Source organism: Pseudarthrobacter sp. MDT1-40-2 (genome assembly GCF_059383595.1).
In genome coordinates this window covers 580,950-603,767 of the sequence record NZ_JBWZCL010000001.1, presented here as the reverse complement: position 1 = coordinate 603,767, position 22,818 = coordinate 580,950, and the positions used below count along the sequence as shown (strand labels likewise).

The window sequence follows — 22,818 nt, the reverse complement described above, 5'->3', positions numbered from 1 at the left end:
CCCGGCCTCCGGAGTTGTCCACCTCGCGTACGGGGTGGACAACTCCGGAAGCCGGGGTTTCGCGTTGAGGCTAAAGGACGTCCGAGAGGAAGCTCTTCAACCGCTCTGTGCTGGGCGCAGTGAAGATCTGCTCCGGATGACCGGATTCCACCACCACGCCGCTGTCCATGAAGGTCACGGAATCCGAGACGTTCCGAGAGAAACCCATCTCGTGGGTGACAACAACCATGGTCATGCCACCCTTGGCGAGGTCCGCCATCAGGGCCAGGACGCCCTTGACCAACTCGGGGTCCAGGGCTGACGTGGCCTCGTCGAAGAACATCACCTCGGGCTTCATTGCGAGGGCCCGGGCGATGGCAACGCGCTGCTGCTGGCCACCGGAAAGGTTGGCCGGCCGCACGTCCGCCTTGTGCTTGAGGCCCACCAGCTCGAGCTGCTCCATGGCCTGGGCATGTGCTTCGTCCTTGCCCAGTTTCTTGAGCTTGCGGAGGGCCAGCGACACGTTCTCCACCACGGTCTTGTGGGGGAACAGGTTGAACTGCTGGAAGACCATGCCGATCCGCTGGCGCAGTTCGTCAGGGTTATCTTTCAGGACCGAACGGCCGTCGAGCAGGATGTCGCCTTCGTCCGGTTCAATCAGCCGGTTCATCACCCGCAGCAACGTGGACTTGCCGGAGCCGGAGGGGCCGATCACGGAGGCCGTGGTGCCCTTCTCGACGTGCAGGTCGATGCCCCGGAGCACGTGGTTGCTGCCGAAGGAAAGGTGGATGTTCCTGCCGGTCAGGGTGCCGGAAGTAAATTCCGTCATGTCAGGCCTTCTTTCCGATCGGTGCCGCCAGCTCATCGGGTTCCTTCTTCTCCGGCTTGCCGGTACGGAGCCGGTTGTCGATGAAGTTCACGAAGTGCGTCAGCGGGACGGTCATAATCAGATAGACCACGCCGGCGGCAACCAGCGGGGAGAGGTTTCCCGTGTTGGCCATGGCGTCATTGCCGATCCGGAAGATCTCCCGGTCCGAGGCCGCAAGCCCCAGCATGAACACCAGTGACGAGTCCTTGAGCAAGGAGATGAACTGGTTGACAAGCGCCGGCAGGACACGGCGAATGCCCTGCGGGACTACCACCAGGCGCATGGAACTGCCGTAGCTGAAACCCAGGGCCCGGCTGGCCTCCAACTGGCCCTTCTCCACGCTCTGGATGCCTGAGCGGAAGATCTCGCCGATGTAGGCGGCGGCAATCAGCGTCAGCGCCAGGATGCCCAGCGGATAGGGGTTGCGCGAGCCGGTGATCTCACGGGCAATGGGACTGAGCCCGATGCCGATGACCAGGATGACGAGGATGGCCGGTAACCCACGGAACAGGTCGGTGTAGATCCTCGCTGCCCAACGGGCCACGGCATTCCGGGAGAGCGCCATCAGCGCCAGCACCAGGCCCAGGATCGACCCAAGTACGCCCGAGGCCACCGCCAGGATCAGGGTGTTGGGCAGGCCGACCATAAGGAGGGCGGGAATGACTTTGGCCATTTCCTCCCAGTTGAAGAAGGTTTCAGCAAGCTGGTCCAGGAGTTCCATCAGTGGTTGGGTCCGGTTCAGCTCTGGGGAGCAGGAACAGCCTTGCTGCCCGGCTTCCAGTCAGCGGGAGTCTCGCGGTCCGGGTACCATTCCTTGGTCAACTTGGCCCAGGTGCCGTCTGCGATCACGGCATCAAGGCCGGAGTTGAGCGCGTCAATCAGCGGCTGGTTGCCCTTGGCCACGGCGTATGCGGTGAAGTTTTGCGTGTTGACCACGGACTCAGCGATGACGGTGCCGTCGCCGTCCTTGACCTGGCCGGAGGCCTGCTGTGACGGCGCCACCCAGGCGTCAACCTGGCCGTTGCGGACGTTGGCGTACACAGTGGCGTAGTCAGGGAACCGGACAGGCTCAAGCTTCAGAGTGTTGGTGACGTAGTCGTCCTGTACGGTTCCCTGGACGACGCCGATACGTACCGAATCATCCAGGTCTGCGAAGCCCTTGACATCGGCGTCGGTCTTGGCAACAACCGCCATAAAGCCAAAGTCGTAGCCGTTGGTGAATCCAACGTTTTCGCGGCGTGCGTCCGTGGTGGAGATCGAGGAGGATCCGACGTCGAACTGCTTGGTCTGTACCTGCGAAAGCAGTGCAGAGAAATCGGTGGCGATGAATTCGACCTCGAGGCCCAGTTTGCCCGCAATGGCACGCAGCAGCTCGTTGTCGTAGCCGGTGAACTTGCCGGACTCGTCGATGAAGATGTTCGGCGGGGCGTCGGACAGGGTGCCTACCTCAAGCTTGCCCTCGGTGTTCAAGCCCAGTTTTGAGACGTCGATCTGGTCCAGGGGAGTGACGTCAGCGGTGGTATAGCGGTCCAGCGTCTGCTGGTCGCTTCCGGCCAGCGCGTCAGTGGGCGAGCCGCCGTCGGTTGGGCTGGCGGTGCCGCAGGCTGCCAGAGAGACCGCAACTGCGATCGCCACAGGCACGCTGGTGAACCACTTCATAGCCGTTTTCTTCATCAAATCATCGCTTTCATGTCAGTCACAGGGTCACTGTTGGTTGGCGGAAGAGGTGCGCATTCTGCCGGCCGAAACCAGGGCGGCGGCCAGAGGGCAGGGCGGCATCGCCAAAACTTAATCATCTCACTTTGCAGTATCACACCGGTGAGTCGAAGAATTGATGCTCTAAAGCCGCTAGCACCGAATTTTCGACTAGGGCAGTGGTGTTTGTTCGGGCACGTGGTACTGCAGGGGGTAATGCGACCGAATTCACGCGTCCGACTGATGGGTGGGGGCCCTACGCTATTCGATGTGATGTCCATCGCATCCCCTGCCGCCCGCGTGCTGCACGCGAGGCAGTGCTTGATCAGCTGTACTAGAAAGCCCCGCGGCTGGCGTCTTCCGGCGGCAGCACGGGCCACGCTCCCTCGATCACGGCTGCCGGCTTGCTTTTGCGCAGGTAGTCCTGGAAATCAGCCGCCTGGGACTGGGCCCAGTCCACCTGCAGGCTGTGCAGCTTGGCAGCGGGCATCTGCAGAGTGGGGAACTTGCCGGCCATGGCGTCCAGCACCCGGAGCGTAGCCAGGGCGTCCGCCGCTGACGTATGGGCATTGTTCAGGCCTACGCCATATTCTTCGCAGAGTGCTGTCAAGGTGCGTTTGCCCTTGCGGAAGCGGTCCACTTGCTTGTTCATGATGAAAGGGTCCAGAACCGGAAAGCGGGTGAGCTGCGGAACGCCGTGCCGTGCCGATTCTGCCGCCAGTACAGTGAAGTCGTAACTGGCGTTGAAGGCAATAACGGGAGTTCCGGCGTCGAAAAGCGCCTGCAGGGTTCCCGCAACCTCCCGGGTGACCTCCGCCGCCGGGCGTCCGTCCCGCCGGGCCATTTCAGTGGTGACGCCATGGATATCGCTGGCTTCGGTGGGGATTTCCACGCCCGGATCCGCCAGCCATTCGTGTTCGTTCACCACGTCGCCGTCACCGTCAACCACCGTGATGGACGCTGTGACGATCCGCGCCGAGCGCGAGTTGCGGCCGGTGGTCTCGAGATCGAAGGCTGCTCGGGGGAGGTTGTTCCAGGTGTTCATGCGCCCACGCTACTGGCGGACACTGACAGTTTTTTGGATTTCGACGGCGGGTTGCCCGACTGTGAATAACCCGCGTTCGAAACACCTGAAGTGTCAGTCGTGGCGGGGCCCCGCGATTACTCTGGAGGGATGCGGATGGAGTTTGTGGAGGCGGTCCTGGAGTTGGTGGGAATGGTTCCTCCGGGTTCTGCCGTCAGCTACGGTGATATCGCAGAACTCCTCGGTTCCGGTGGTCCGCGGCAGGTAGGCGCGGTGATGAGCCATCATGGCAGCAGTGTGGGCTGGTGGCGGGTCCTCCGCGCCAGCGGGGCAGCGCCGCAAGGTCATGAGGCCGCGGCCCTGCAGTACTACATGAGCGAGGGCACACCGCTCCGGGGGAATCCCGAGCAGTTCCTGCGGACAGGCGACGCCGCCTGGCGAGTGGACCTGCGTGCTGCCCGCTGGCAGCCTTCTGAAGCGCAATTCGACAGGATCGAGGCGCTCGCCGGGCAACTCGGGCAGAGCATCCGGAAAATGTCAGAGGCCGATGATGGAATGACTGAGTGACCACAACAGCCACCACCAACCCGCTCGCAAGCGTTCGCACTGACTCCGCCCCTTCGGGCCTGCAGCTGCTGCCGCCTCGTGCAGTCGGCCTGCAGGTTCCGGTTCTCACCCCGGACCAGGCAGCGGCCGTCACGGTTCCGCACGGTTCCGGACCCGTGCTCGTGCCGGGTGGTCCGGGAACCGGAAAATCAACGGTGCTGGTTGAAGCAGCCGTGCGCCGGGTGGAACAGGACGGCATCGACCCGGACCGGGTGCTGATCCTCGCGCCGGACCGGAGATCCGCTGACAGCTTGCGGGACAGCTTTACCGGTCGGCTGAACCGGAGTCTAAGCACCACGCCGGCACGCACCTGGGCGTCCTATGCTTTTGATGTTATCCGGAGGGCCAAGGCGGAAGGGGTCATCCAGCTGCCGCGGGCGCCCCGCCTGTTATCCGGGCCGGAACAGGACCTGATTATCAAGGAACTGCTCGAAGGCCACGCCCGGCCCGGCCTGGAGTTGTTATGGCCGGAGGATCTTGGAGCGGCACTAGGCACCCGCGGCTTCCGGCAGGAGGTGAGGCAACTCTTCGACCGGGTGATTGAGTCAGGGCTCACAGCGGGGGACCTTGCCGCCCTGGGACGGCGCTGTGGGCGGCCCGACTGGGCAGCGGCTGCTGCCCTCTACGCCGAGTACAGGGACGTCCTGGACCTCCGCATGCCAGAGGCCTTTGACCCCGCCGGAATCATCACGGAGGCCAGGCGGATCTTTCAGGATGCCCCGGAGTTCCTTGCGGCTGAGCGCGAGCAGCTGCAGCTGATCATGGTTGACGACGTCCAGGAGGCCAATCCTGCGGTATTTGAACTACTCGCGGATATCGCTGCCGGTAAGGACTGCTTCGTCACCAGCTCCCCTGACACGGTGGTGCAGGGCTTCCGTGGCGCCCGGCCGGATCTCGTGGCTGAGCTTCCGTCGTTGCTGGCCGGCGCCACGTCCGTAGTGCAGCGGCCGCTGGTTTTTACGCACCGTCATCGGCCCGCGATCGCCAGGGCCTGGCTTGGAGTGGCCGCCCGGATCTCCCAGCGTGCCGGTAGCCGGCAGGCGCGCCGCCTGGAGTCTCCGGAGGGAGAGCCAGGAGGGAACATGGTCCAGGATCAGGACGGGAGAGTGGAAGGCCACCTCGTGGCCTCCCCGGTCCACGAACTGCGGTATGTTGCACAGCGGATCCTGGAAGAGCACATCCACCACCGGCGTGGACTGGGCGAGATCGCCGTTGTGGTCCGCACAGGCGGCCAGCTCGGCCAGCTCCAACGCTACCTTTCCGGCCAAGGCATCCCCGTCCGCGTTCCGGTAGCTGAATCGGCGGTACGCGACGAAGTTGCGGTGCGGCCCTTGCTGGAGGCCTATGGAATTGCCCTCAACCCTGAATCCCTGACGCCGGAAACCGCGGTGGCGCTCCTGACCTCGAGGATCGGCGGTGCAACCCCACTGGAGCTGCGCAGGCTGCGGCAGGCATTGAGGCGCGAGGAGTTACTTGGCGGCGGCGGCCGGTCCAGCGACACCCTCCTGGTGGAGGCATTGCTGGAACCGGGTGCCCTGCTCACGCTGGGACTTGATGCCAGGGCCGCACGGAGAACCGCCCGGATGATCCAGGCCGGACGGAAGGCCGTAGAACAGCCCGGCGCCAATGCGGAAACAGTCCTGTGGGCACTCTGGCATGCCACCGGCCTGGCCGCTTCGTGGACCGAGGCAGCCATGGCCGGGGGGACCAACGGCGCCCGGGCGGACCGCGATCTTGATGCCATGATGGCGCTGTTCCACACCGCCGAGCGCTACGTGGACCAGCTCCCGGGTTCGGGTCCCCAGCAGTTCCTGGACTACCTGCTGAACCAGGAACTGCCCATGGATACCCTTGCCGCCCGGGCACAGCTCGATGATGCCGTGGAGCTCCTGACACCGGCCAGCGCCGCGGGCAGGCAGTGGCCGGTCGTCATAGTGGCGGGCCTCCAGGAAGGTGTCTGGCCAAATACCCGCCTCCGTGGCGAACTGCTGGGCAGCACTCTCTATGCAGACGCCGTCGAACATGGTGTTGACTACGCCCTGCAGCGTGACCCGCTCAGCCGTGCACGCGACATCCGGTATGACGAACTGCGGAGTTTTTCCACGGCTATCTCCCGGGCACAGGAACTGCTGATCTGCACGGCGGTTTCCTCCGAAGATGAACAGCCGTCGTCCTTTCTTGACTACGTAGTGCCCCTGGAACCCGGGCAACACAGCCGCCCGCTGACCCACGTCCAACGCCCGCTTACCCTTCGCTCACTGGTAGCTGAGCTGCGCCAGTACGCCCAGGTGGGTGCAGCGGCTCCGGCCGAATCCGCTGAAGCCGTACGGGTCCTTGCACATCTGGCGTCGCAGCAGCCGCCGGTCCCCGGAGCGCACCCGGACAGCTGGTGGGGATTGCTGCCGCTGAGCTCTACGGAATCGGTGGTTGCTCGGGGCGGCACGGTCCATGTATCGCCATCCAAGGTCGAATCGGTGCAGAAATCGCCCTTGGGCTGGTTTGTCCAGGCAGCCGGCGGAGAGGCGGCAACGGACTTTGCGCGAAGCCTGGGCACGTTGGTACACGCCATTGCCCAGGACCTGCCGGACGCCACGGGAACCCGCTATGTGGAGGAACTGGTGCGGCGCTGGCCGTCACTGGGAATGAAGGATAACTGGGAAGGCAGGCTCGACTTCAAGCGCGCGGAAACCATGGTGCGCAAACTGGCCGAGTACGTCATAACCGCACGGAGCGAGGGACGCACCCTGCTCGGTGTGGAACAGGACTTTTCAGTGGAACTGCCTGATGTGCCGGTGAAGACAAGCTCTGCCACGAACCCGCCTGCAGACACTGCAGAAACGGATGGCGGATTCCGCCATGCGGTCCTCCGCGGTCAGGTGGACCGTCTGGAGATTGATGCCGAAGGACGCCTGGTGGTGGTGGACCTGAAGACCGGGAAGAGCCAGCCCGGCAAAGCGGAGCTGGCCCGGCATCCGCAGCTGGGCGCCTACCAGGCGGCCGTACTTGCCGGCGGATTCGAGTCTCCAACGACGGACCCCCGCTCCGGGGGCGCGGTACTGGCCCAACTCGGCACCACGGCCAAAGGGCTTTCAACCCAGCACCAGGAGCCCGTCCCGGCCGACGACAACTGGGCGCTGGACATGGTAAACGAGGCCGCCGTGGTGATGGCAGGCAATGAGTTCGAAGCCCGGCACGATCCTGCCAAGGGCAGTTATGGAGGCCATGGCTGCCGGCTTCCCGAAGTGTGTCCGCTGTGCGCCCGTGGACGGCAGGTGACGGAATGACGACGCCGGAAATTACGTCAGTGCCGGAAATGCCTAAAGCCCCGGAACATGGGGAAGCCCCGGAAGCTGGGGGCAATGAGTCTGTGGCCGAAGGTATCCAGGCCCTGCCGGCTCCCCGCTTCACGCCGGAGCAGCTGTCCGTCCTGCTGGGCGAAAAGAACATCCCTACTGCCGAGCAGTCGGAAATCATCTCGTCGCCCTTGGAGCCGCGCCTGGTGATTGCGGGGGCGGGTTCGGGCAAGACAGCCACCATGGCAGACCGCGTCGTCTGGCTTGTGGCCAACGGCTGGGTCCGGCCGGAAGAAGTTCTGGGCGTGACCTTCACCCGGAAGGCCGCCGGGGAATTGGCCAGCCGTATCCGCGCCAAGCTGGCCGCTCTGCAGCGGCTCGCGGCCGAGGACACCGGGAATGTGCTCTTTCCTGCGGGCCTTCTGGATCCCGATTGCTTGGAGCCGAAGGTTTCCACGTACCACTCCTATGCGAGCAGCATCGTTTCGGACCATGGTCTTCGCCTTGGCGTGGAACGTGACGTGGTGCTGCTTGGGGCCGCGCAGGCCTGGCAGCTGGCCAGCGAGGTGGTGGAAGCCTATGACGGTGAGTACGAGCACTTTACGTCGGCCAAATCCACCCTGATCAGTGCCGTGATTCAGCTGGCGGGCGAGTGTTCCGAGCACCTGCAGGAGCCGCAGCAGGTGGAGGACTGGATCCAGCAGCGGGTGGCTGAATTCGAGGGGCTTCCCTTCAGCCACAAAGCCAGCAAGAATCCCACCCAGGCAGCCCTGAACATCAGCCGGCGGCTGCGTACCCGTGCCAGCGTCGCAGACATGGTTGGCAGGTTCAATCAGGCTAAGTGCAACAGGGGCGCCCTGGACTTCGGCGACCTCGTGGCCTTGGCGGCCCGCGTGGCGCGCGAAGTGCCGCAGGCAGGTGACTTTGAAAGGAAGCGTTACAAGGTGGTGCTCCTGGACGAATTCCAGGACACGTCGCATGCCCAGCTGGTCCTTTTTTCGCGGTTGTTCGGGGGCGGCCACGCCGTGACCGCAGTCGGAGATCCCAACCAGTCCATTTATGGTTTCCGGGGCGCCTCCGCAGGCCAGCTCTTTCACTTTGTGCAGGAATTTCCCCTGCGGCAACCCGAAGGGGGTTTTGCGCCGGCGCCCACGTCCTACCTGACCACCGCCTGGCGGAACGGCCGCAACATCCTGGCAGCAGCAAACATCATCGCGGCTCCGCTCAGTGGCGGTTCCAACGCCGGGGGAACGGCCGGTCTACGCGGGGCAGCATCCGGCCCCACCGTGCCCCCGCTGCAGCCCAGCCCTGCCGCTGTCCAGGGCCAAGTGGTCCTGGGGCGGTTCGGTTCGGATGAAGATGAAGCCGCAGCGCTGGCGGAGGACGTCCTCAGGTACAAGGCCACCGACTTCGTTGCGTCCGCTGAGCCTGTCCCGCCCGCGATCGCCGTGCTCTGCAGACGCCGGGCACAAATGGAATGCGTCCGGAAGGCCTTTGAAGCGCGCGGAATCGCCTACGAGATCGTTGGATTAGGCGGTCTGCTGGATACACCGGAGATCGTGGACCTTGTCTCCACACTGCGGGTCCTGGCAGATCCCGGCCGTTCTGATTCCCTGATGCGGTTGCTGGCCGGGGCACGATGGCGCATCGGGCCCGCGGACCTCATGGCGTTCCGCGACTGGTCATCCTTCCTGGCGCATCGCCGCGAGCAGCAGAGGCGTGGCCCGGAGGGCAGCCATCTGGAGGATGACAATTTCGGCGGAGTTGCCCCCGTGGAAAGCGACATCTCGGACGGCTCCAGCCTTGTGGAGGCCCTGGACTGGCTTCCCCAGGAGGGCTGGGTGTCCAGCCAGGGGCGGTCGCTGACGGTCGCGGCCCGGGAACGCCTGGGAAGACTATCCGCGGAGCTTCGGCAGCTTCGTCGCCACCTCGGCGATGACCTGACCACCTTGCTCGGAGAAGTAGAACGCTCCATGTTGCTTGACATCGAGGTGGCTGCGAAGCCTGGCATCACGATTCACCAGGCACGACGCAACCTCGATGCCTTCCAGGACGCGGCGGCCGGATTCCTCCAGACCGCACAGCGTGTGGACATCCTGGCGTTCCTGTCCTGGCTGGAGGCGGCGGCTGCTGAGGAAAACGGCCTTGACGGAGCGCCGTCGGAAGTCAACCACGAGGCCGTGCAGCTGTTGACTGTCCACGCATCCAAGGGCCTGGAATGGGATGTGGTGTTTGTTCCCGGTCTCAACGCCGGGGCCTTCCCGAGTGATCGCGATTCACGCTGGAGCAGCGGCTCGGCGGCACTGCCGTGGCCCCTGCGGGGCGACCGCGCGGATCTTCCCCAGTGGGACATAGACCAGCCTGACCAAAAGGGCTGGCTCGACTCTGAAACCCGGTTCAGGGCCGACGTCCAGGCCCATGGCGAGGCCGAGGAACGCCGGCTTGCCTACGTTGCCTACACCAGGGCCAAGCATGTCCTGTGGGTTTCCAGTGCAGCGTGGGTAGGTTCCCGCTCCGGAAGGGCTGAGATGTCCAAGTTCCTGGCAGAGCTGGGGCCCCTCGCTGCCGGCAACGCGGCCACAGTGCACAGGTCTTCGGTTGATGAGGCTTCGTTGCCGGAGGAAAGCCCCCTGACCCGGGAGATCGAATCCGCCCAGTGGCCCTACGACCCGCTGGAAGGACCCGTCAACCCCCGGACGGGAGCCAGGCTCCGGCTGTTCCGGGGACGCCGTGAAGCCATGGAAGCGGCGGCGGACGCGGTCCGTCGCGGCGCGGCTGCTGGAGAATTCATTACCGAAGCCCCTTTCACCGGAGACCCTGCTGCCGGCGGGAACCCGTACAGAGGGCACCCGGACGGGCTCCGTGGCAATGCTGGCCGCTGGGCCGAGGAAGCTGCCCTGCTGTTGGAAAGGCGTTCGGCCGACGACCGCAGCCGTGCCGTCCACCTTCCGGCGCACATCTCGGCGTCCACACTGGTGGAACTGGGGGAGGACGCCGACGCCGTGCTGGCGCGGCTGAGGCGGCCGGTGCCCCGGGAGCCAGGAATGTCGGCGCGAAAGGGCACTTCATTCCATTCCTGGGTTGAGGAGCACTTCGGGTCAGCGGGAATGCTGGATCTCGGGGAGCTGCCCTGGGCCGACGGTGACGTCGATGCCGGGCTGGGTCTCGAAGAATTGCAGGCCGCGTTCCTGAGGTCCGAGTGGGCTGGCCGGATTCCCACACATGTAGAGGTCCCGCTGGAAACCCGGGTGGGTCCTGTCGTCGTCCGGGGCCGTGTGGACGCCGTGTTCCAGGATGCCTCGGGCCGCTGGGAGCTGGTGGACTGGAAGACCGGCCGCAGGCCGTCTCCCGCCCGGTTGAAACACAAGGCCGTCCAGCTGGCCGTTTACAGGCTTGCCTGGTCCAGGCTCCGCTCAGTGCCTCTGGAAGAGGTAAGCGCAGCATTCTTCTACGTTGCCGACGACGCCGTGGTCAGGCCTCATGACCTTGGGACGGCGGAAGAACTGGAGGCAATCCTGGCGGCTGCATTCAGCTGACCGCCGGGCCCCGGATAGGAAACTAGGGCGTTTTTCCCTGCCCGCCGGGGACGATGCTGATGGCGGCGGTTGATGTGTCTTCGTCGGCACGTTTCGCTGGTTCTGCGGCCTCGTCGTCCGGGATGGGCATGATCTGGACAGCCGGAACCCCGGTGAGTGGAATAGGTGTGACGAGCACCGGCGGAACCGGTGCTGCGGCCTGCCCCATGGAGAGGGCCCTCGCTGCAGACTCAGTGGCTGCGTCCCCAGTGGCTGCGTCGACCGTTCCATTGTCAGGTGAGGCACCGGAGGCCGCGGACCCAGCGGAGCTTTCCGGGGCCTCGGTGGAGGCGGAAGCCGCCGGCACGGCAGGGGCGCGCAGCCGTTCGACGCCGATCGGCTGGCCGCCGTGCCGGGTGATGTCTTCCGCGAGGGTCTTTAGCATGTCTTCGGCTTCAGCGATCATCGCGGTATCGGCCGCAGCGACGGCCTTGACCAGGTATTGGGCCAACGCGAATTCCGCGGACAGTGCCGCGCGGCGAAGTAGATGGGGATCAGGCACATCACGCCGGGTTTCCGTGTAGCTCCTCAACACCGTGTCAATGAAGTCCTGCTCGTTGGACGCTACCAGCCAGGCAAAGTCGTCGGCGGGGTCGCCGATGCGCAGATCCGTCCAGCCGGTGACAGCCGTGACGCGGTTGTTGTCGACGAGCAGGTTGTCCTCGTGAAGGTCGCCATGGACCACGGAGGGGTTGAAGCGCCACAGGGAAACATCCTCAAGTGCGTGCTCCCAGCGCAGCAGGAGCAGGCCGGGAATCTTGCCCGTGGTCGCGGCCTGGTCCAGTTCGTTGAGCCGGCGCTGGCGGAATTCGTTTGGGGTGTAGCTGGGAAGGTCTGCGCTGTTCACCAGCGGCTGAGGCAGGTCATGGATGGCTGCCAGGGTGGCTCCGATTTCCCGTGCCAGCGAGCCGTTTCCGGACGTGAGGTCTTCTACCGTCCGGGTAGTGCCGTTGAGGTGGGAGTAGACGAAAGTGCTCAGGGAACCGAGCCGGACCTTTCCGGCTACCGTCGGCATGAGGAACGGGAGCTCGGCGCGGATGGCGGGGGAGAAGGCCCGGAGCACCAGGAACTCGGTTTCCAGCCGTGCGCTGGCTTCGGGGTGCCGGGGCGAGCGGACCTTCCAGCGTTTTCCTTCGGAGTCCAGCAGCAGTGCCGAATCAAAGTCGGCGGCGTCGTCCGGCGCGGAACTTACCGCCGTCGGGGTCAGTCCGGGGACTGCCGCGGTGGCTACAGCCGCAAGTTCCATAGGTTTTCTTCTCACCATTCCACGGTAGGTTGACTGGCGGCCAAGTCACTGAGGTGCGACGGCGAGTCTCAAGATCCGCGCCAAATCTCTCCCTTCGAAAGCCGGTGGGCCGGCCGATGAGGAATGTGAATTGTCCATGGGAGTCAGTACGGTGGAAGCATGAGTCGATCAGAGCCTGCAGCACCCGGAACCGTGCCAGGGCAGCCGGTTTCGCAACTGTCAGCGCCGCAGCCGGTAAGCGCCAATCATCTGGTGAACACCGTGTTGCCTGTTCGCCCGGCCTTGATCGACCGTGCTTCGGCAGCCCGGATGAAGCCGGGCATGGTGGCCGGGACCGCTGCGAGGCCGGGAACCCTTGCCATGGTGCTGGCTGGGCGCGAGGCCCTGGTAGCGGAATCCGGCCTCGTGCTGATGGACGCGCCCGGCCTCCTGTCCCGCCTTGAGGAAGCCGGAACCCCGGTCCAAGAGCTGATTTACCTTGGCTCGGCGTTGGCTGGCAGCGATCTGCCGGTGGCCACGGAAATCGTCCTTGTGGTGTTATCCGAGCCTGTGTCGGCAGAGGTCAGCGGTGCACCGGAACGCGCTCAGTGGCTTGGTTTCCGTGCTGTTGCCGGCAGATTGAACGCCACGCACACAGCACTTTTTGTCGAGGCCAGCGCCATTGCCAACTGGCATGCCGGCCACACCCACTGCCCCCGCTGCGGTAAGCGCACCACCGTTGAAGCAGGGGGCTGGGTACGCCGTTGCCCCGGAGACGGCTCCGAGCATTACCCGCGAACCGATCCTGCGATCATCGTGACAGTGGTAGGGCCGGACGGACGGCTGTTGCTTGGCGGCGGCGGTCCCATGGACACTAAAATGCACTCTACGCTGGCGGGATTTGTAGAACCGGGCGAGTCCCTGGAGCAGGCGGTCATTCGGGAAATCCAAGAGGAAGTGGGCGTCCGGGTCACCGCCTGCCAATACCTTGGCTCGCAGCCTTGGCCATTTCCGGCATCATTGATGTTGGGCTTTACCGCAACCACGGCAGACACCGAAGCAAGGCCCGACGGCGTCGAGGTCACCCGGGCACGCTGGTTCACCCGCCCGGAACTCCAGGCTGCCGTCCTTGCGGGAGAGATTGTGATCCCTTCCAGGATTTCCATTGCCAGGGCCCTGATAGAGCACTGGTACGGCGGCCCGATCGCCGAACCGGAGCCGGTAGCCTGACCAGGTCCCCGTCGCAGCAGCGCACCATCCGACCGTCCACGCCCAACCGACAGAGCAGCAGAGTGACCACAGAGAGCATTGACAGCACCACCTCGCTTGAGGACCGCATCCTTGGGGGACTCGACGCTGAACAGCGGGAGGTGGCAACAACGCTGAGGGGCCCGCTCTGTGTCCTGGCCGGGGCGGGAACCGGCAAGACCCGGGCCATCACCCACCGCATCGCCTATGGTGTCCACTCCGGTGTCCTGGCTCCCCAGCGGTTGCTGGCCGTGACGTTCACAGCACGGGCGGCGGCTGAGATGAGGAGCCGGCTGCGGGACCTTGGCGTCGGCAACGTCCAGGCCCGCACCTTCCATGCGGCGGCCCTTCGGCAGCTCCAGTTCTTCTGGCCCCAGGCGGTGGGTGGCCAGCTGCCCAATCTGCTGGACCACAAGGCTCCTGTCATCGCCGAAGCCGCCCGCCGGCTCAGGCTTACCACTGACCGCGCTTCGATCCGCGACCTTGCGTCAGAGATCGAGTGGGCAAAAGTTTCCATGCTCACTCCCGCCAACTACCTCGAAAAAGCGCAGGACCGCGGGACGCCCGGCGGCTTTGACCTTACCGCAGTGGCCCGGGTGTTCCAGGCCTACGAGGACCTGAAAACTGACCGCAACATCATTGACTTCGAGGACGTTCTGCTGATCACCGTCGGCATCCTGCAGGAAGATGCCAAGGTGGCGGCCACAGTGCGGGAACAGTACCGCCACTTCGTAGTGGACGAGTACCAGGACGTCTCGCCACTCCAGCAGCGGCTGCTGGATCTCTGGCTTGGGGGTCGCGATGAGCTCTGCGTAGTGGGCGACGCCAGCCAGACCATCTACTCCTTCACGGGTGCTTCACCTCAGCACTTGCTGGGCTTCAAGGTCAAGTACCCTGATGCAGCCGTCGTCAAGCTCATCCGTGACTACCGTTCCACCCCGCAGGTGGTGAAACTGGCCAACAACCTGCTGGCCGGCCGTCGCAGCGGGGGTTCCGTTGCTGACGCAGCCTGGGCCACTCCGCTGCAGCTGGTGGCACAGCGTCCTGCCGGTCCGGAACCCAAGTTCATGGAATGCACGGACGATGAAGCGGAAGCCGCCGCTGTCGCCCAGCAAATCCAGGCACTGCTCGACGCCGGTACGCTCGCCAGCGAGACCGCCGTCCTGTTCCGCACCAACGGCCAGTCCGCCGCGTATGAACAGGCCCTGGCTTCCGCCGGAATCGGCTATCAGTTGCGCGGCGGTGAGCGGTTTTTTGCCCGCAAGGAAGTCCGGGACGCTATCCTGCAGCTTCGGGCCGCCACGCGTGCGGTGGCCGAGTCAGGTGCTCCTGAACCCTTGGGCCAGATCGTCCGGGACATTGTGGCCTCGCTCGGCTACACCGACGCCGCACCGCACAGCGGCGGCGCATCCCGGGAGCGGTGGGAGTCACTGGCTGCACTGGTAGCGCTGGCAGATGAACTCTCGCAGTCCCGCGGGCCGGGGTTTGGCCTTGCAGACTTCGTCAATGAATTGCAGGAACGCTCGCTGGCCCAGCATGCTCCCACGGTCCAGGGGGTCACCCTGGCGTCGCTGCACGCGGCCAAGGGCCTCGAATGGGACGCAGTCTTCCTGGTGGGGCTGAGCGAGGGTCTGATGCCGATTTCCTTTGCCGACACGCCGGAAAGCGTGGACGAGGAACGCAGGCTTCTTTATGTGGGAATCACCAGGGCACGCGAGTTCCTGTCCCTGTCCTGGTCTACGGCACGAACGCCAGGTGGCCGTGCCAACCGCAAACCCTCACGGTTCCTGGACGGGCTCCGGCCGGATTCCGTTGCGGGAAGCTCGGCCAGGTCGCTGCCACGGGTTCCGAGGCGGAACGCCGCCGCACCTGCCATGTGCCGGGTGTGCGGAAGCATGCTCGGCAGCGGGGCCGAACGTAAGGTTGGCCGCTGCAACCAATGCCCGCCCAGCTACGAGGAACAGACCTTTGAAGACCTCCGGCAGTGGCGCAAAGCCACGGCTCTGGCTTCAGACGTGCCAGCGTTCGTGGTCTTTACTGACGCCACGCTGACAGCCATTGCAGAGGCCAAGCCCACCACCGTTGAGCAGCTGGCCCAACTGCCGGGTGTCGGCCCGTCCAAGCTGGAGAAGTACGGCGAGGCTGTGCTGGAGATCCTGGCTGAAAGCACCAGCGAGTGAGCCCGCGCAAGGTAGCCGGGCCGGCAGGGGATACGCTGCGCAGGCTGCAGGACGGTGCTTCGGTAGTGGTGCGGCGCTCCGCGCGCCGGACCCGTACGGTTGCCGCTTTTTGGGAAGACGGGCAGGCAGTCGTGGCCATTCCCGCGCACTTCAACCTGGCCCAGGAAACCGAGTGGGTCTCCCGGATGGTGGACAAGCTCCACCGGCAGGGCCGGAGGGCACCAGCAGGCAAGGGATCACGCCGCGCTTCCAGTGACGCCGCCCTCGCCGAACATGCTGCCGAATTGTCGCGGAACTACCTGGGCGGCCGGGCGGTGCCATCGTCCGTGCGTTGGGTGCGGAACCAGAACTCGCGCTGGGGATCAGCCACACCCTCCGAGGGAACCATCCGGCTTTCCCACAAGCTCCAGCCTATGCCGCAGTGGGTGATCGACTACGTGTTGCTCCACGAGTTGGCACACCTGTTGGTGGCAGGCCACAACGCCGCGTTCTGGAGGCTCCTGGAGGCCTACCCCCACACGGAAAGGGCTAAGGCCTTCCTGGAAGGCGTGTCCTTCGCAACCGGCCGCGGTCTGGACCGCGATGCCGATGCTGGAGGGCCCCACGAGGGCGCCCCAGAGGACGGTCCGGAAGGCGACGCGGACTGCGCAGCCGGCTAGGGCTTGTTGCCGGCCTGGCCTTCATCGGTTGAGCCATCGTCGGAGTTGCCGTTCGAATCGCCGTCTTCGTTCCCGGACGTGGTGTCCCCGGCGGCATCAGACTGCGAATCGAAGCCCCCGCTGAGCAGCTTCTGCAACGCATCGTCAACTTCGGTCGCGCTGGCTTCCGCCAAGGCGCGCCGCGAGCTGAAGCCCTTCGGATCGTCCAGGTCCTGGGCGGTGGGAAGCAGGTCCGGGTGCTGCCAGATAGCGTCCCGGCCTTCTATCCCGCGTTCTTCCTTGAGTGTTGCCCATAGTGTTGCGGCCTCGCGCAGCCGGCGGGGCCGCAATTCCAGGCCAACCAGGGAGGCAAAGGCATGTTCTGCAGGGCCGCCGGTTGCCCGGCGGCGCCGCACGGTTTCGCGAAGGGCAGCGGAGGAGGGGAGCACGTTCTCAGTGGCCGCTGCCGTGAGTTCGTCCACCCAGCCTTCCACCAGGGCCAGCGCTGTTTCCAGCTTTTCGAGGGCCTGCTCCTGGGCAGGGGTGCGCTGCGGCATGAAAACACCCTGGGACAAGGCCTCCTGGATCCCCTCGGGGTTGCCGGGATCGAGGTCGCGCGCCAACTCTTCAATGCGGGACATATCGATGTGGATTCCCCGGGCGTACGCCTCGATGGCACCCAGCAGATGGCCGCGCAGCCACGGAACCTGGACGAACAACCGGGCGTGTGCCGCCTCGCGGACGGCGAGGAACAGCCGGATATCGTTTTCAGGCACGCTCAATCCCGATCCGAACTTGGCCACATTGGACGGAAGCAGTGCCATCTCCAGGTCAGCCAGCGGAACACCGATGTCCGTGGAGCTGACAACCTCGGCAGACAGCGCGCCGATGGCCTGGCCAAGCTGCATGCCGAAGATGGCTCCGCCCATGTTCTGGAGCATGGACGAGGCGCCGCCCATCATGGACTTCATCTCCTCGGGCATCTGCTGCGTCATGGCGGAGGACAGGGCGTTGGCGATGCTGTTGGCGACTGGTTCCGTCAGGCGCTTCCAGGTACCAAGGGTGGCCTCGACCCACTCGGCGCGCGACCATGCACGCCCGATGAGTCCGGTGGCCGGCAGTCCGGTCACCTGGTCCAGCCACAACTCGGCCAGTCTCAGGGCCTCGTCCACGTCGCGGGACTGCTGCGTGGTGACGGAAGGGTCGGAGCCCGTGGCGGCAACGCGGCGCGCGTTGTCGTGGGCAAGCTGCCAGTTCACGGGTCCCTCGGAGGGCGCGCTCATCATGGCCTGGACCTGGGAGAACATCTGGGCCAGGAGATTGGGATCGTCCGGCAGGCCTGCTGCACGGGCGATTTCCGCGGCGTCAATGTTTTCCATGCCTTTACCGCCCATCAGGTTCTGCAACATTTCTGCCAGCGGATCCTTCGGGTTGTCATCACCGTCAGATGGATTGAGGGGGTTGGAGGTCATGGTCCTGCCGATCCTAGAGGTGCCTGTTGATCACCTTCACGGTACCCCGGTGCCGGTGTCGCTGTCTGTGGAAAACGGGCACGTTCGCTTATGGCAAAGAATGCACCGCAAAGAATGCACACGATCGGCACGTAGGCTTGATCCGGAAGCAAACCGCTGCCGGGCAGCCCGCCCGGAGCGCTGCCGCCGTCGGCCGGTCCGGCGGCGAGGAGAGGCACTGGAATGACTATCACACGCGGACATCATGCCGCCGGGGACCCATCGGACGGGCCCCACGATGGCGGCGCCCTCAGGGGACGGCGGCGGGCCCTTCCTCCTGGTGCCAGCGGTTCCGGCAGAAGCACTGCAGGACAGGACGCGCGTTTCAGCGCCATGGTGCTGTCCGGTGTAGCAGCCTTGGTTCTCGCCATAGCCGTCGGGACGCTGCCGGTGCCCTACGTCGTTGAATCACCCGGGCCAACCTTCAATACCCTGGCCACCGACGGCGGCCGCCCCGTCATCAGCGTGAGCGGCAAGGAAGTCTATCCGGCCGAAGGCAGGCTGGATCTGACCACTGTCTATGTCGACGGCGGTCCGAACGGGCCGGTAACCATCCTCGGTGCATTCTCCGCGTGGCTGGATCCGCGCAAGGGCGTCTATCCCGAGGAGCTCATTTATCCCACTGAGGTAACCAGGGAAGAATCAGCAGAACAAAGTGCCGCGGCCATGGCGTCCTCGCAGGAAAATGCGGTAGCCGCCGCCCTCGACGAACTCCGTATCCCTTTTGAACAGGAACTCCAGGCCGCCGGGTTCTCCGACGGTTCACCGTCGGAAGGCAAACTCCAGGCCGATGACGTCTTCCTGAGCATCAACGGCAAACCCGTCACCGCGCTCTCTGACATCCAGGACGAACTCGCTGCGGGCGGAGGGCAGGACGTGGCTCTCGTCGTCGAACGGTCCGGCAGCCCGGTCCCGGTCACGGTAACGCCCATGAAGAACGACGCCGGCAATCACGTTCTGGGTGTAATGCTCAAGTACCGCTTCACTTTCCCCGTTGATGTCACCATTTCGCTGGAGCAGGTGGGCGGGCCGAGCGCTGGACTGATGTTCGCACTGGGCATCGTGGACACCCTGACTCCGGGCAGTCTCACCGGGGGCGAGCATATTGCGGGAACAGGCACCATCTCCCCGGACGGGCAGGTGGGCGCGATCGGCGGGATTGCGCAGAAGATGATTGGTGCCCGCTCAAACGGGGCGACGATGTTCCTTGCACCGGCAGGCAACTGCGATGAAGTCGTGGGGCAGGTACCGGACGGACTCCAGGTGGTCAGGGTGGAGACTCTGGAGGATGCGCGGCGGGCACTGGAATCGGCAGCGTCCGGTACTGGAACGGCAAACCTCCCCGCCTGCGCCAGCAACTAGACTGAATCCGGAACTATGCTGCGCCGCCGCTCGTACCAATGATGACGGCTATTGCCTTCCCTTTTGGACCGGCACCAGTAGTTGTTCCACCGCACTCTCAACTGTAAATAGACAACCAGCTATGAGGTATCGAGTTTGTCCCGTCCTGCTGCAACACCCCCGCCCGGAAGATCCTCTGCCAGACGCGGCGCGCTGACGCCCACGCTGATCGTTGTAGCCGCCATCGTGATCGGCTTCATTTTCTTCGCCAACGTCTGGACAGACGTTTTGTGGTACCGCCAGTTGGGGTTCGTGGAAGTCTTCCTGACCCAGAACCTGGCCCGGATTGGCATTTTCGTTGCCGGCTTCGCCCTGATGTTCACGGCAGTCTTCTTTGCCGTCCGGATCGCCTACCGTGCCCGTCCCATTTATGCCCCCGATTCAGAGGTGCGGGACAGCCTCAACCGCTACCAGGCGCAGCTGGAGCCGGTCCGTCGGGTGGTGATGATCGGTGTGCCCATCGTCTTCGGGCTGTTCGCCGGCAGTGCTGCGGCCAGTCAGTGGCAGCGGGTGCTGTTGTTCTTCAACCAGGAACCCTTCGGTAAGGCCGATCCTGAATTCAACATGGACATCAGCTTCTACCTCATGACGCTCCCGTTCCTTGGTTTCATCACGGGATTCCTGATCAGCGTGGTAGTCGTAGCGGGCATCGCCGGATTGCTCACGCATTACCTCTACGGAAGTATCCGCCTGATGGAGCGTGGCATTTTCACCAGCCGTGCTGCGCAGATCCACATCGCCGTCGCAGGCGCTGCCTTCCTCCTGCTGCTGGGCGCCAACTTCTGGCTGGACCGCTTCGCCACCGTGCAGGGCGATAACGGCAAGTGGGCCGGTGCGCTGTATACCGACGTCCACGCCGTGATCCCCACCAAATCGATCCTGGCCGTGGCGGCCATCCTGGTGGCGGTGCTGTTCATTGCCGCAGCTGTCATCGGCAAGTGGCGCCTCCCCATCATCGGCACAGCCATGCTGATCATCACGTCCATCCTGGCCGGCGGGGTCTACCCGTGGGTCATCCAGCAGTTCCAGGTGACACCGTCGGAGCAGACCCTGGAAGAGGAATACATCGGGCGGAACATTGAACTGACCCGCGCCGCGTACGGCCTGGACCAAATAGAAATGCAGCGTTATGACGCCACCACCCAGGCGGAATCGGGCGCCCTGGCTCAAGATGCACAGACTACCGCCAACATCCGGCTTCTGGACCCGAATCTGATTTCCGATGCGTTCAGCCAGTTGGAGCAGTACCGGCCGTACTACCAGTTCCCGGAGGCATTGAACGTTGACCGCTATGAGGTTGACGGTAAGGTGCAGGACACTGTTATCGCCGTGCGGGAACTCAATACAGACGGTCTGGGCACTACTTCATGGCTGAACGAGCATGCCGTATACACGCACGGTTACGGCGTAGTTGCCGCGAAGGGGAATAAGTTCACCGCGGACGGAAAGCCTGACTTCCTGCAGTCCGGGATCCCCACCAGTGGCGTCCTGGGCGATGAAGGCAGTTACCAACCGCGCGTCTACTTTGGCGAAAACACCGTGGACTACTCCGTGGTTGGTGCTCCGGAGGGAGCGCCCAAACGTGAGCAGGACCGGCCGTCAGGTGAAGAGGGCCAGCAGGACACCCAGTACACCTTCGAAGGTGACGGCGGGCCCGAGGTGGGCAGCTTCTTCAACAAGGTGCTCTACGCCATCAAGTTCCAGTCCACGGACCTCCTGTTATCGGATGCGGTTAACTCTGAATCCCAGATTCTTTACGACCGCACGCCGCGCGAACGCGTCCAAAAGGTTGCCCCCTACCTGACGGTGGACGGCAACGCCTACCCGGCAATCGTCGACGACCGCATCAAGTGGATTGTTGACGGTTACACCACCAGCCAGTACTTCCCGTACTCAGAGCAGGCCCAGCTGTCCGCTGCCACCGCCGACTCCCAGACAACTTCCGGCCGCAGTGCGGCGCTGCCGAACAGCACGGTGAACTACATCCGGAACTCTGTGAAGGCTACCGTTGATGCGTACGACGGCAGTGTGGAGCTCTTCGCCTGGGATGATCAGGATCCTATTCTCAAGGCCTGGCAGAAGGTTTTCCCCGCCAGCATCAAGCCTTACTCGGAGATGACTGCCGACGTCATGAGCCATGTCCGGTACCCGGAAGATCTGTTCAAGGTTCAGCGCGAGTTGCTCGGCAGGTACCACGTGACAGATCCGGTCAGCCTGTTCAAGGGCGACGACGTCTGGAGCGTTCCTGCCGACCCCACCGTGGAGAGCACTCCACAAAACCCGATCAAGCAGCCGCCGTTTTATATGTCGCTGCAGATGCCGGATCAGGAAGCTCCCGCCTTCCAGCTCACGTCCGGGTTCATCCCGCAGAACGCAGGGGAGGGGAATGCACGTAACATCCTGTACGGCTTCCTCGCTGCTGACTCCGACGCCGGTAACCAGGCTGGCGTCAAGGCCGAGGGTTATGGCAAGCTGCGGTTGCTGCAGATCCCGCCGGAAACGCAGGTGCCCGGCCCGGGCCAGGCGCAGAACAAGTTCAACTCGGACCCCACGGTTTCCCAGGCGTTGAACCTGTTGCGCCAAGGCGCTTCGGAGGTGCTGAACGGCAACCTGCTGACCCTGCCGGCTGGCGGCGGCTTCCTCTACGTGCAGCCCGTGTATCTCCAGTCCACTGGTGAAACGTCCTACCCCACGTTGCAGCGGGTGCTTGTTGCTTTCGGCGACAAGATCGGCTTCGCGCCCACCCTGGATGAGGCCCTGGACCAGCTGTTCGGAGGCGATTCAGGTGCAGCCGCCGGCGATTCGGACAACACTGGCCATACCCCCTCGGATCCGGCAGCACCCGGCGCGGCTACGGATGACGCCCGCGCTGATCTGAAGGCGGCGTTGGAAGAAGCGAATGCCGCCATCCAGGCCGGGCAGACGGCTCTGGGAGGCGGTGACTTCGCGGGCTACGGCGAGCAGCAGAAGCGGCTGTCAGAGGCTCTGCAGAGGGCACTGGAAGCCGAGGCCAGGCTGGAAGCGGCTGCAGCTGATCCTGCGGTTGCAGCCCCACCCACTGCTACGCCGACGCCCACGGAGAGCGCCGCTGCCGGCAGCTGACCCAAGGTAACCAGTCAAAGGCGCTACTGCGGCCCCGCGGTCCTTCAGGACCAGCGGGGCCGCAGTTGTTCTGCCCGAGGGTGCGGGCCTGGAGACACAGATCACGGCGCCTCGATTTGGCTCAATGTTTACCTGTTGGTAGAGTTATAAGTGCGACGCGGGGTGGAGCAGTTCGGTAGCTCGCTGGGCTCATAACCCAGAGGTCACAGGTTCAAATCCTGTCCCCGCAACTGAAAACGGAGGCCCGGAAGTTGGAAACAACTTCCGGGCCTCCCGCTTTTAAGCGTGTGTTCATGGTGATCCGCTGAGCTTCCGGTGCCGCCCGGTGACGGCATCAGCAAGTGGTCGGGTGTGTCCCGAAATTAGGGTAGTGTTGTTCGAGCGACGCGGGGTGGAGCAGTTCGGTAGCTCGCTGGGCTCATAACCCAGAGGTCGCAGGTTCAAATCCTGCCCCCGCAACAAGAATGAATGGT

14 protein-coding genes and 2 tRNA genes are annotated in these 22,818 nt (G+C 64.5%); 10 read left to right on the top strand and 6 right to left on the bottom strand.

Going from position 1 to position 22,818, the window contains the following annotated elements:
* Window positions 1–70: 70 nt before the first annotated feature.
* The 4 genes from AC50X5_RS02780 to AC50X5_RS02765 all read right to left on the bottom strand — a co-directional run bounded on the left by AC50X5_RS02780 (window position 71) and on the right by AC50X5_RS02765 (window position 3,587).
* A complete protein-coding gene (locus tag AC50X5_RS02780) occupies window positions 71–808 on the bottom strand; it encodes an amino acid ABC transporter ATP-binding protein (protein ID WP_494974619.1) in 738 nt (245 codons plus the stop codon).
* Window position 809: 1 nt separating this feature from the next.
* Window positions 810–1,568: an amino acid ABC transporter permease gene (locus AC50X5_RS02775; RefSeq protein WP_494974618.1), complete on the bottom strand. Its 759-nt coding sequence runs from the start codon at window positions 1,566–1,568 to the stop codon at window positions 810–812.
* Between the two features lie 17 nt (window positions 1,569–1,585).
* On the bottom strand, window positions 1,586–2,521 hold the full coding sequence (locus AC50X5_RS02770; protein WP_494974617.1) for an ABC transporter substrate-binding protein: 936 nt from the start codon (window positions 2,519–2,521) through the stop codon (window positions 1,586–1,588).
* 355 nt (window positions 2,522–2,876) lie between these two features.
* A complete protein-coding gene (locus AC50X5_RS02765) occupies window positions 2,877–3,587 on the bottom strand; it encodes a 3'-5' exonuclease (protein ID WP_494974616.1) in 711 nt (236 codons plus the stop codon).
* A 129-nt stretch (window positions 3,588–3,716) separates the two neighbouring features.
* On the opposite strand from AC50X5_RS02765, the gene AC50X5_RS02760 reads away from it, so the two are divergent.
* The 3 genes from AC50X5_RS02760 to AC50X5_RS02750 are packed head-to-tail and all read left to right on the top strand — an operon-like array spanning window position 3,717 to window position 11,001.
* Window positions 3,717–4,133, top strand: a complete 417-nt coding sequence (locus AC50X5_RS02760) for an MGMT family protein (RefSeq protein ID WP_494974615.1) — start codon at window positions 3,717–3,719, stop codon at window positions 4,131–4,133.
* Window positions 4,130–7,456 carry an ATP-dependent helicase gene (locus tag AC50X5_RS02755; protein ID WP_494974614.1) on the top strand — a complete coding sequence of 1,109 codons (3,327 nt, stop codon included), beginning with the start codon at window positions 4,130–4,132 and terminating at the stop codon, window positions 7,454–7,456. Before AC50X5_RS02760 ends, AC50X5_RS02755 begins: the two co-directional genes overlap by 4 nt.
* A 29-nt stretch (window positions 7,457–7,485) precedes the next feature.
* Window positions 7,486–11,001 carry an ATP-dependent helicase gene (locus tag AC50X5_RS02750; RefSeq protein ID WP_494975214.1) on the top strand — a complete coding sequence of 1,172 codons (3,516 nt, stop codon included), beginning with the start codon at window positions 7,486–7,488 and terminating at the stop codon, window positions 10,999–11,001.
* Window positions 11,002–11,023: 22 nt separating this feature from the next.
* Here AC50X5_RS02750 and AC50X5_RS02745 read toward each other — a convergent pair whose 3' ends face one another.
* The gene (locus tag AC50X5_RS02745) at window positions 11,024–12,301 is read right to left on the bottom strand and encodes a macrolide 2'-phosphotransferase (RefSeq protein ID WP_494974613.1); all 1,278 of its coding nucleotides are present in this window, start codon (window positions 12,299–12,301) and stop codon (window positions 11,024–11,026) included.
* Between the two features lie 144 nt (window positions 12,302–12,445).
* Here AC50X5_RS02745 and nudC point away from each other — a divergent pair, with 144 nt between their 5' ends.
* The 3 genes from nudC (at window position 12,446) to AC50X5_RS02730 (ending at window position 16,352) form a co-directional block, all read left to right on the top strand.
* Window positions 12,446–13,495, top strand: a complete 1,050-nt coding sequence (nudC, locus tag AC50X5_RS02740; protein WP_494974612.1) for an NAD(+) diphosphatase — start codon at window positions 12,446–12,448, stop codon at window positions 13,493–13,495.
* Between the two features lie 62 nt (window positions 13,496–13,557).
* Window positions 13,558–15,693 (top strand): ATP-dependent DNA helicase UvrD2, encoded by a 2,136-nt coding sequence (locus AC50X5_RS02735; RefSeq protein WP_494974611.1) that lies wholly within the window; start codon window positions 13,558–13,560, stop codon window positions 15,691–15,693.
* Window positions 15,690–16,352 carry a M48 metallopeptidase family protein gene (locus tag AC50X5_RS02730; RefSeq protein ID WP_494974610.1) on the top strand — a complete coding sequence of 221 codons (663 nt, stop codon included), beginning with the start codon at window positions 15,690–15,692 and terminating at the stop codon, window positions 16,350–16,352. Before AC50X5_RS02735 ends, AC50X5_RS02730 begins: the two co-directional genes overlap by 4 nt.
* Here AC50X5_RS02730 and AC50X5_RS02725 read toward each other — a convergent pair.
* Entirely contained in the window at window positions 16,349–17,803 is a 1,455-nt protein-coding gene (locus AC50X5_RS02725) for a zinc-dependent metalloprotease (RefSeq protein WP_494974609.1), read from the bottom strand. The two genes, AC50X5_RS02730 and AC50X5_RS02725, sit on opposite strands and share 4 nt — an antisense overlap.
* A 222-nt stretch (window positions 17,804–18,025) precedes the next feature.
* On the opposite strand from AC50X5_RS02725, the gene AC50X5_RS02720 reads away from it, so the two are divergent.
* The 4 genes from AC50X5_RS02720 (at window position 18,026) to AC50X5_RS02705 (ending at window position 22,804) form a co-directional block, all read left to right on the top strand.
* Window positions 18,026–19,204 (top strand): YlbL family protein, encoded by a 1,179-nt coding sequence (locus AC50X5_RS02720; RefSeq protein ID WP_494974608.1) that lies wholly within the window; start codon window positions 18,026–18,028, stop codon window positions 19,202–19,204.
* 135 nt (window positions 19,205–19,339) lie between these two features.
* On the top strand, window positions 19,340–22,345 hold the full coding sequence (locus AC50X5_RS02715) for a UPF0182 family membrane protein (RefSeq protein ID WP_494974607.1): 3,006 nt from the start codon (window positions 19,340–19,342) through the stop codon (window positions 22,343–22,345).
* Window positions 22,346–22,501: 156 nt separating this feature from the next.
* A tRNA-Met gene (locus AC50X5_RS02710) sits at window positions 22,502–22,575 on the top strand.
* A 155-nt stretch (window positions 22,576–22,730) separates the two neighbouring features.
* Window positions 22,731–22,804 (top strand) — tRNA-Met (locus AC50X5_RS02705).
* The last annotated feature ends 14 nt before the right edge of the window (window positions 22,805–22,818 follow it).

Excerpts from the sequence above, each read along its gene's own strand:
- AC50X5_RS02780 (WP_494974619.1), bottom strand. The coding sequence starts at position 808 with ATGACGGAATTTACTTCCGGCACCCTGACCGGCAGGAACATCCACCTT.
- AC50X5_RS02775 (WP_494974618.1), bottom strand. The coding sequence starts at position 1,568 with ATGGAACTCCTGGACCAGCTTGCTGAAACCTTCTTCAACTGGGAGGAA.
- AC50X5_RS02770 (WP_494974617.1), bottom strand. The coding sequence starts at position 2,521 with ATGAAGAAAACGGCTATGAAGTGGTTCACCAGCGTGCCTGTGGCGATC.
- AC50X5_RS02765 (WP_494974616.1), bottom strand. The coding sequence starts at position 3,587 with ATGAACACCTGGAACAACCTCCCCCGAGCAGCCTTCGATCTCGAGACC.
- AC50X5_RS02760 (WP_494974615.1), top strand. The coding sequence starts at position 3,717 with ATGCGGATGGAGTTTGTGGAGGCGGTCCTGGAGTTGGTGGGAATGGTT.
- AC50X5_RS02750 (WP_494975214.1), top strand. The coding sequence starts at position 7,486 with ATGCCTAAAGCCCCGGAACATGGGGAAGCCCCGGAAGCTGGGGGCAAT.
- nudC (WP_494974612.1), top strand. The coding sequence starts at position 12,446 with ATGAGTCGATCAGAGCCTGCAGCACCCGGAACCGTGCCAGGGCAGCCG.
- AC50X5_RS02725 (WP_494974609.1), bottom strand. The coding sequence starts at position 17,803 with ATGACCTCCAACCCCCTCAATCCATCTGACGGTGATGACAACCCGAAG.
- AC50X5_RS02720 (WP_494974608.1), top strand. The coding sequence starts at position 18,026 with ATGACTATCACACGCGGACATCATGCCGCCGGGGACCCATCGGACGGG.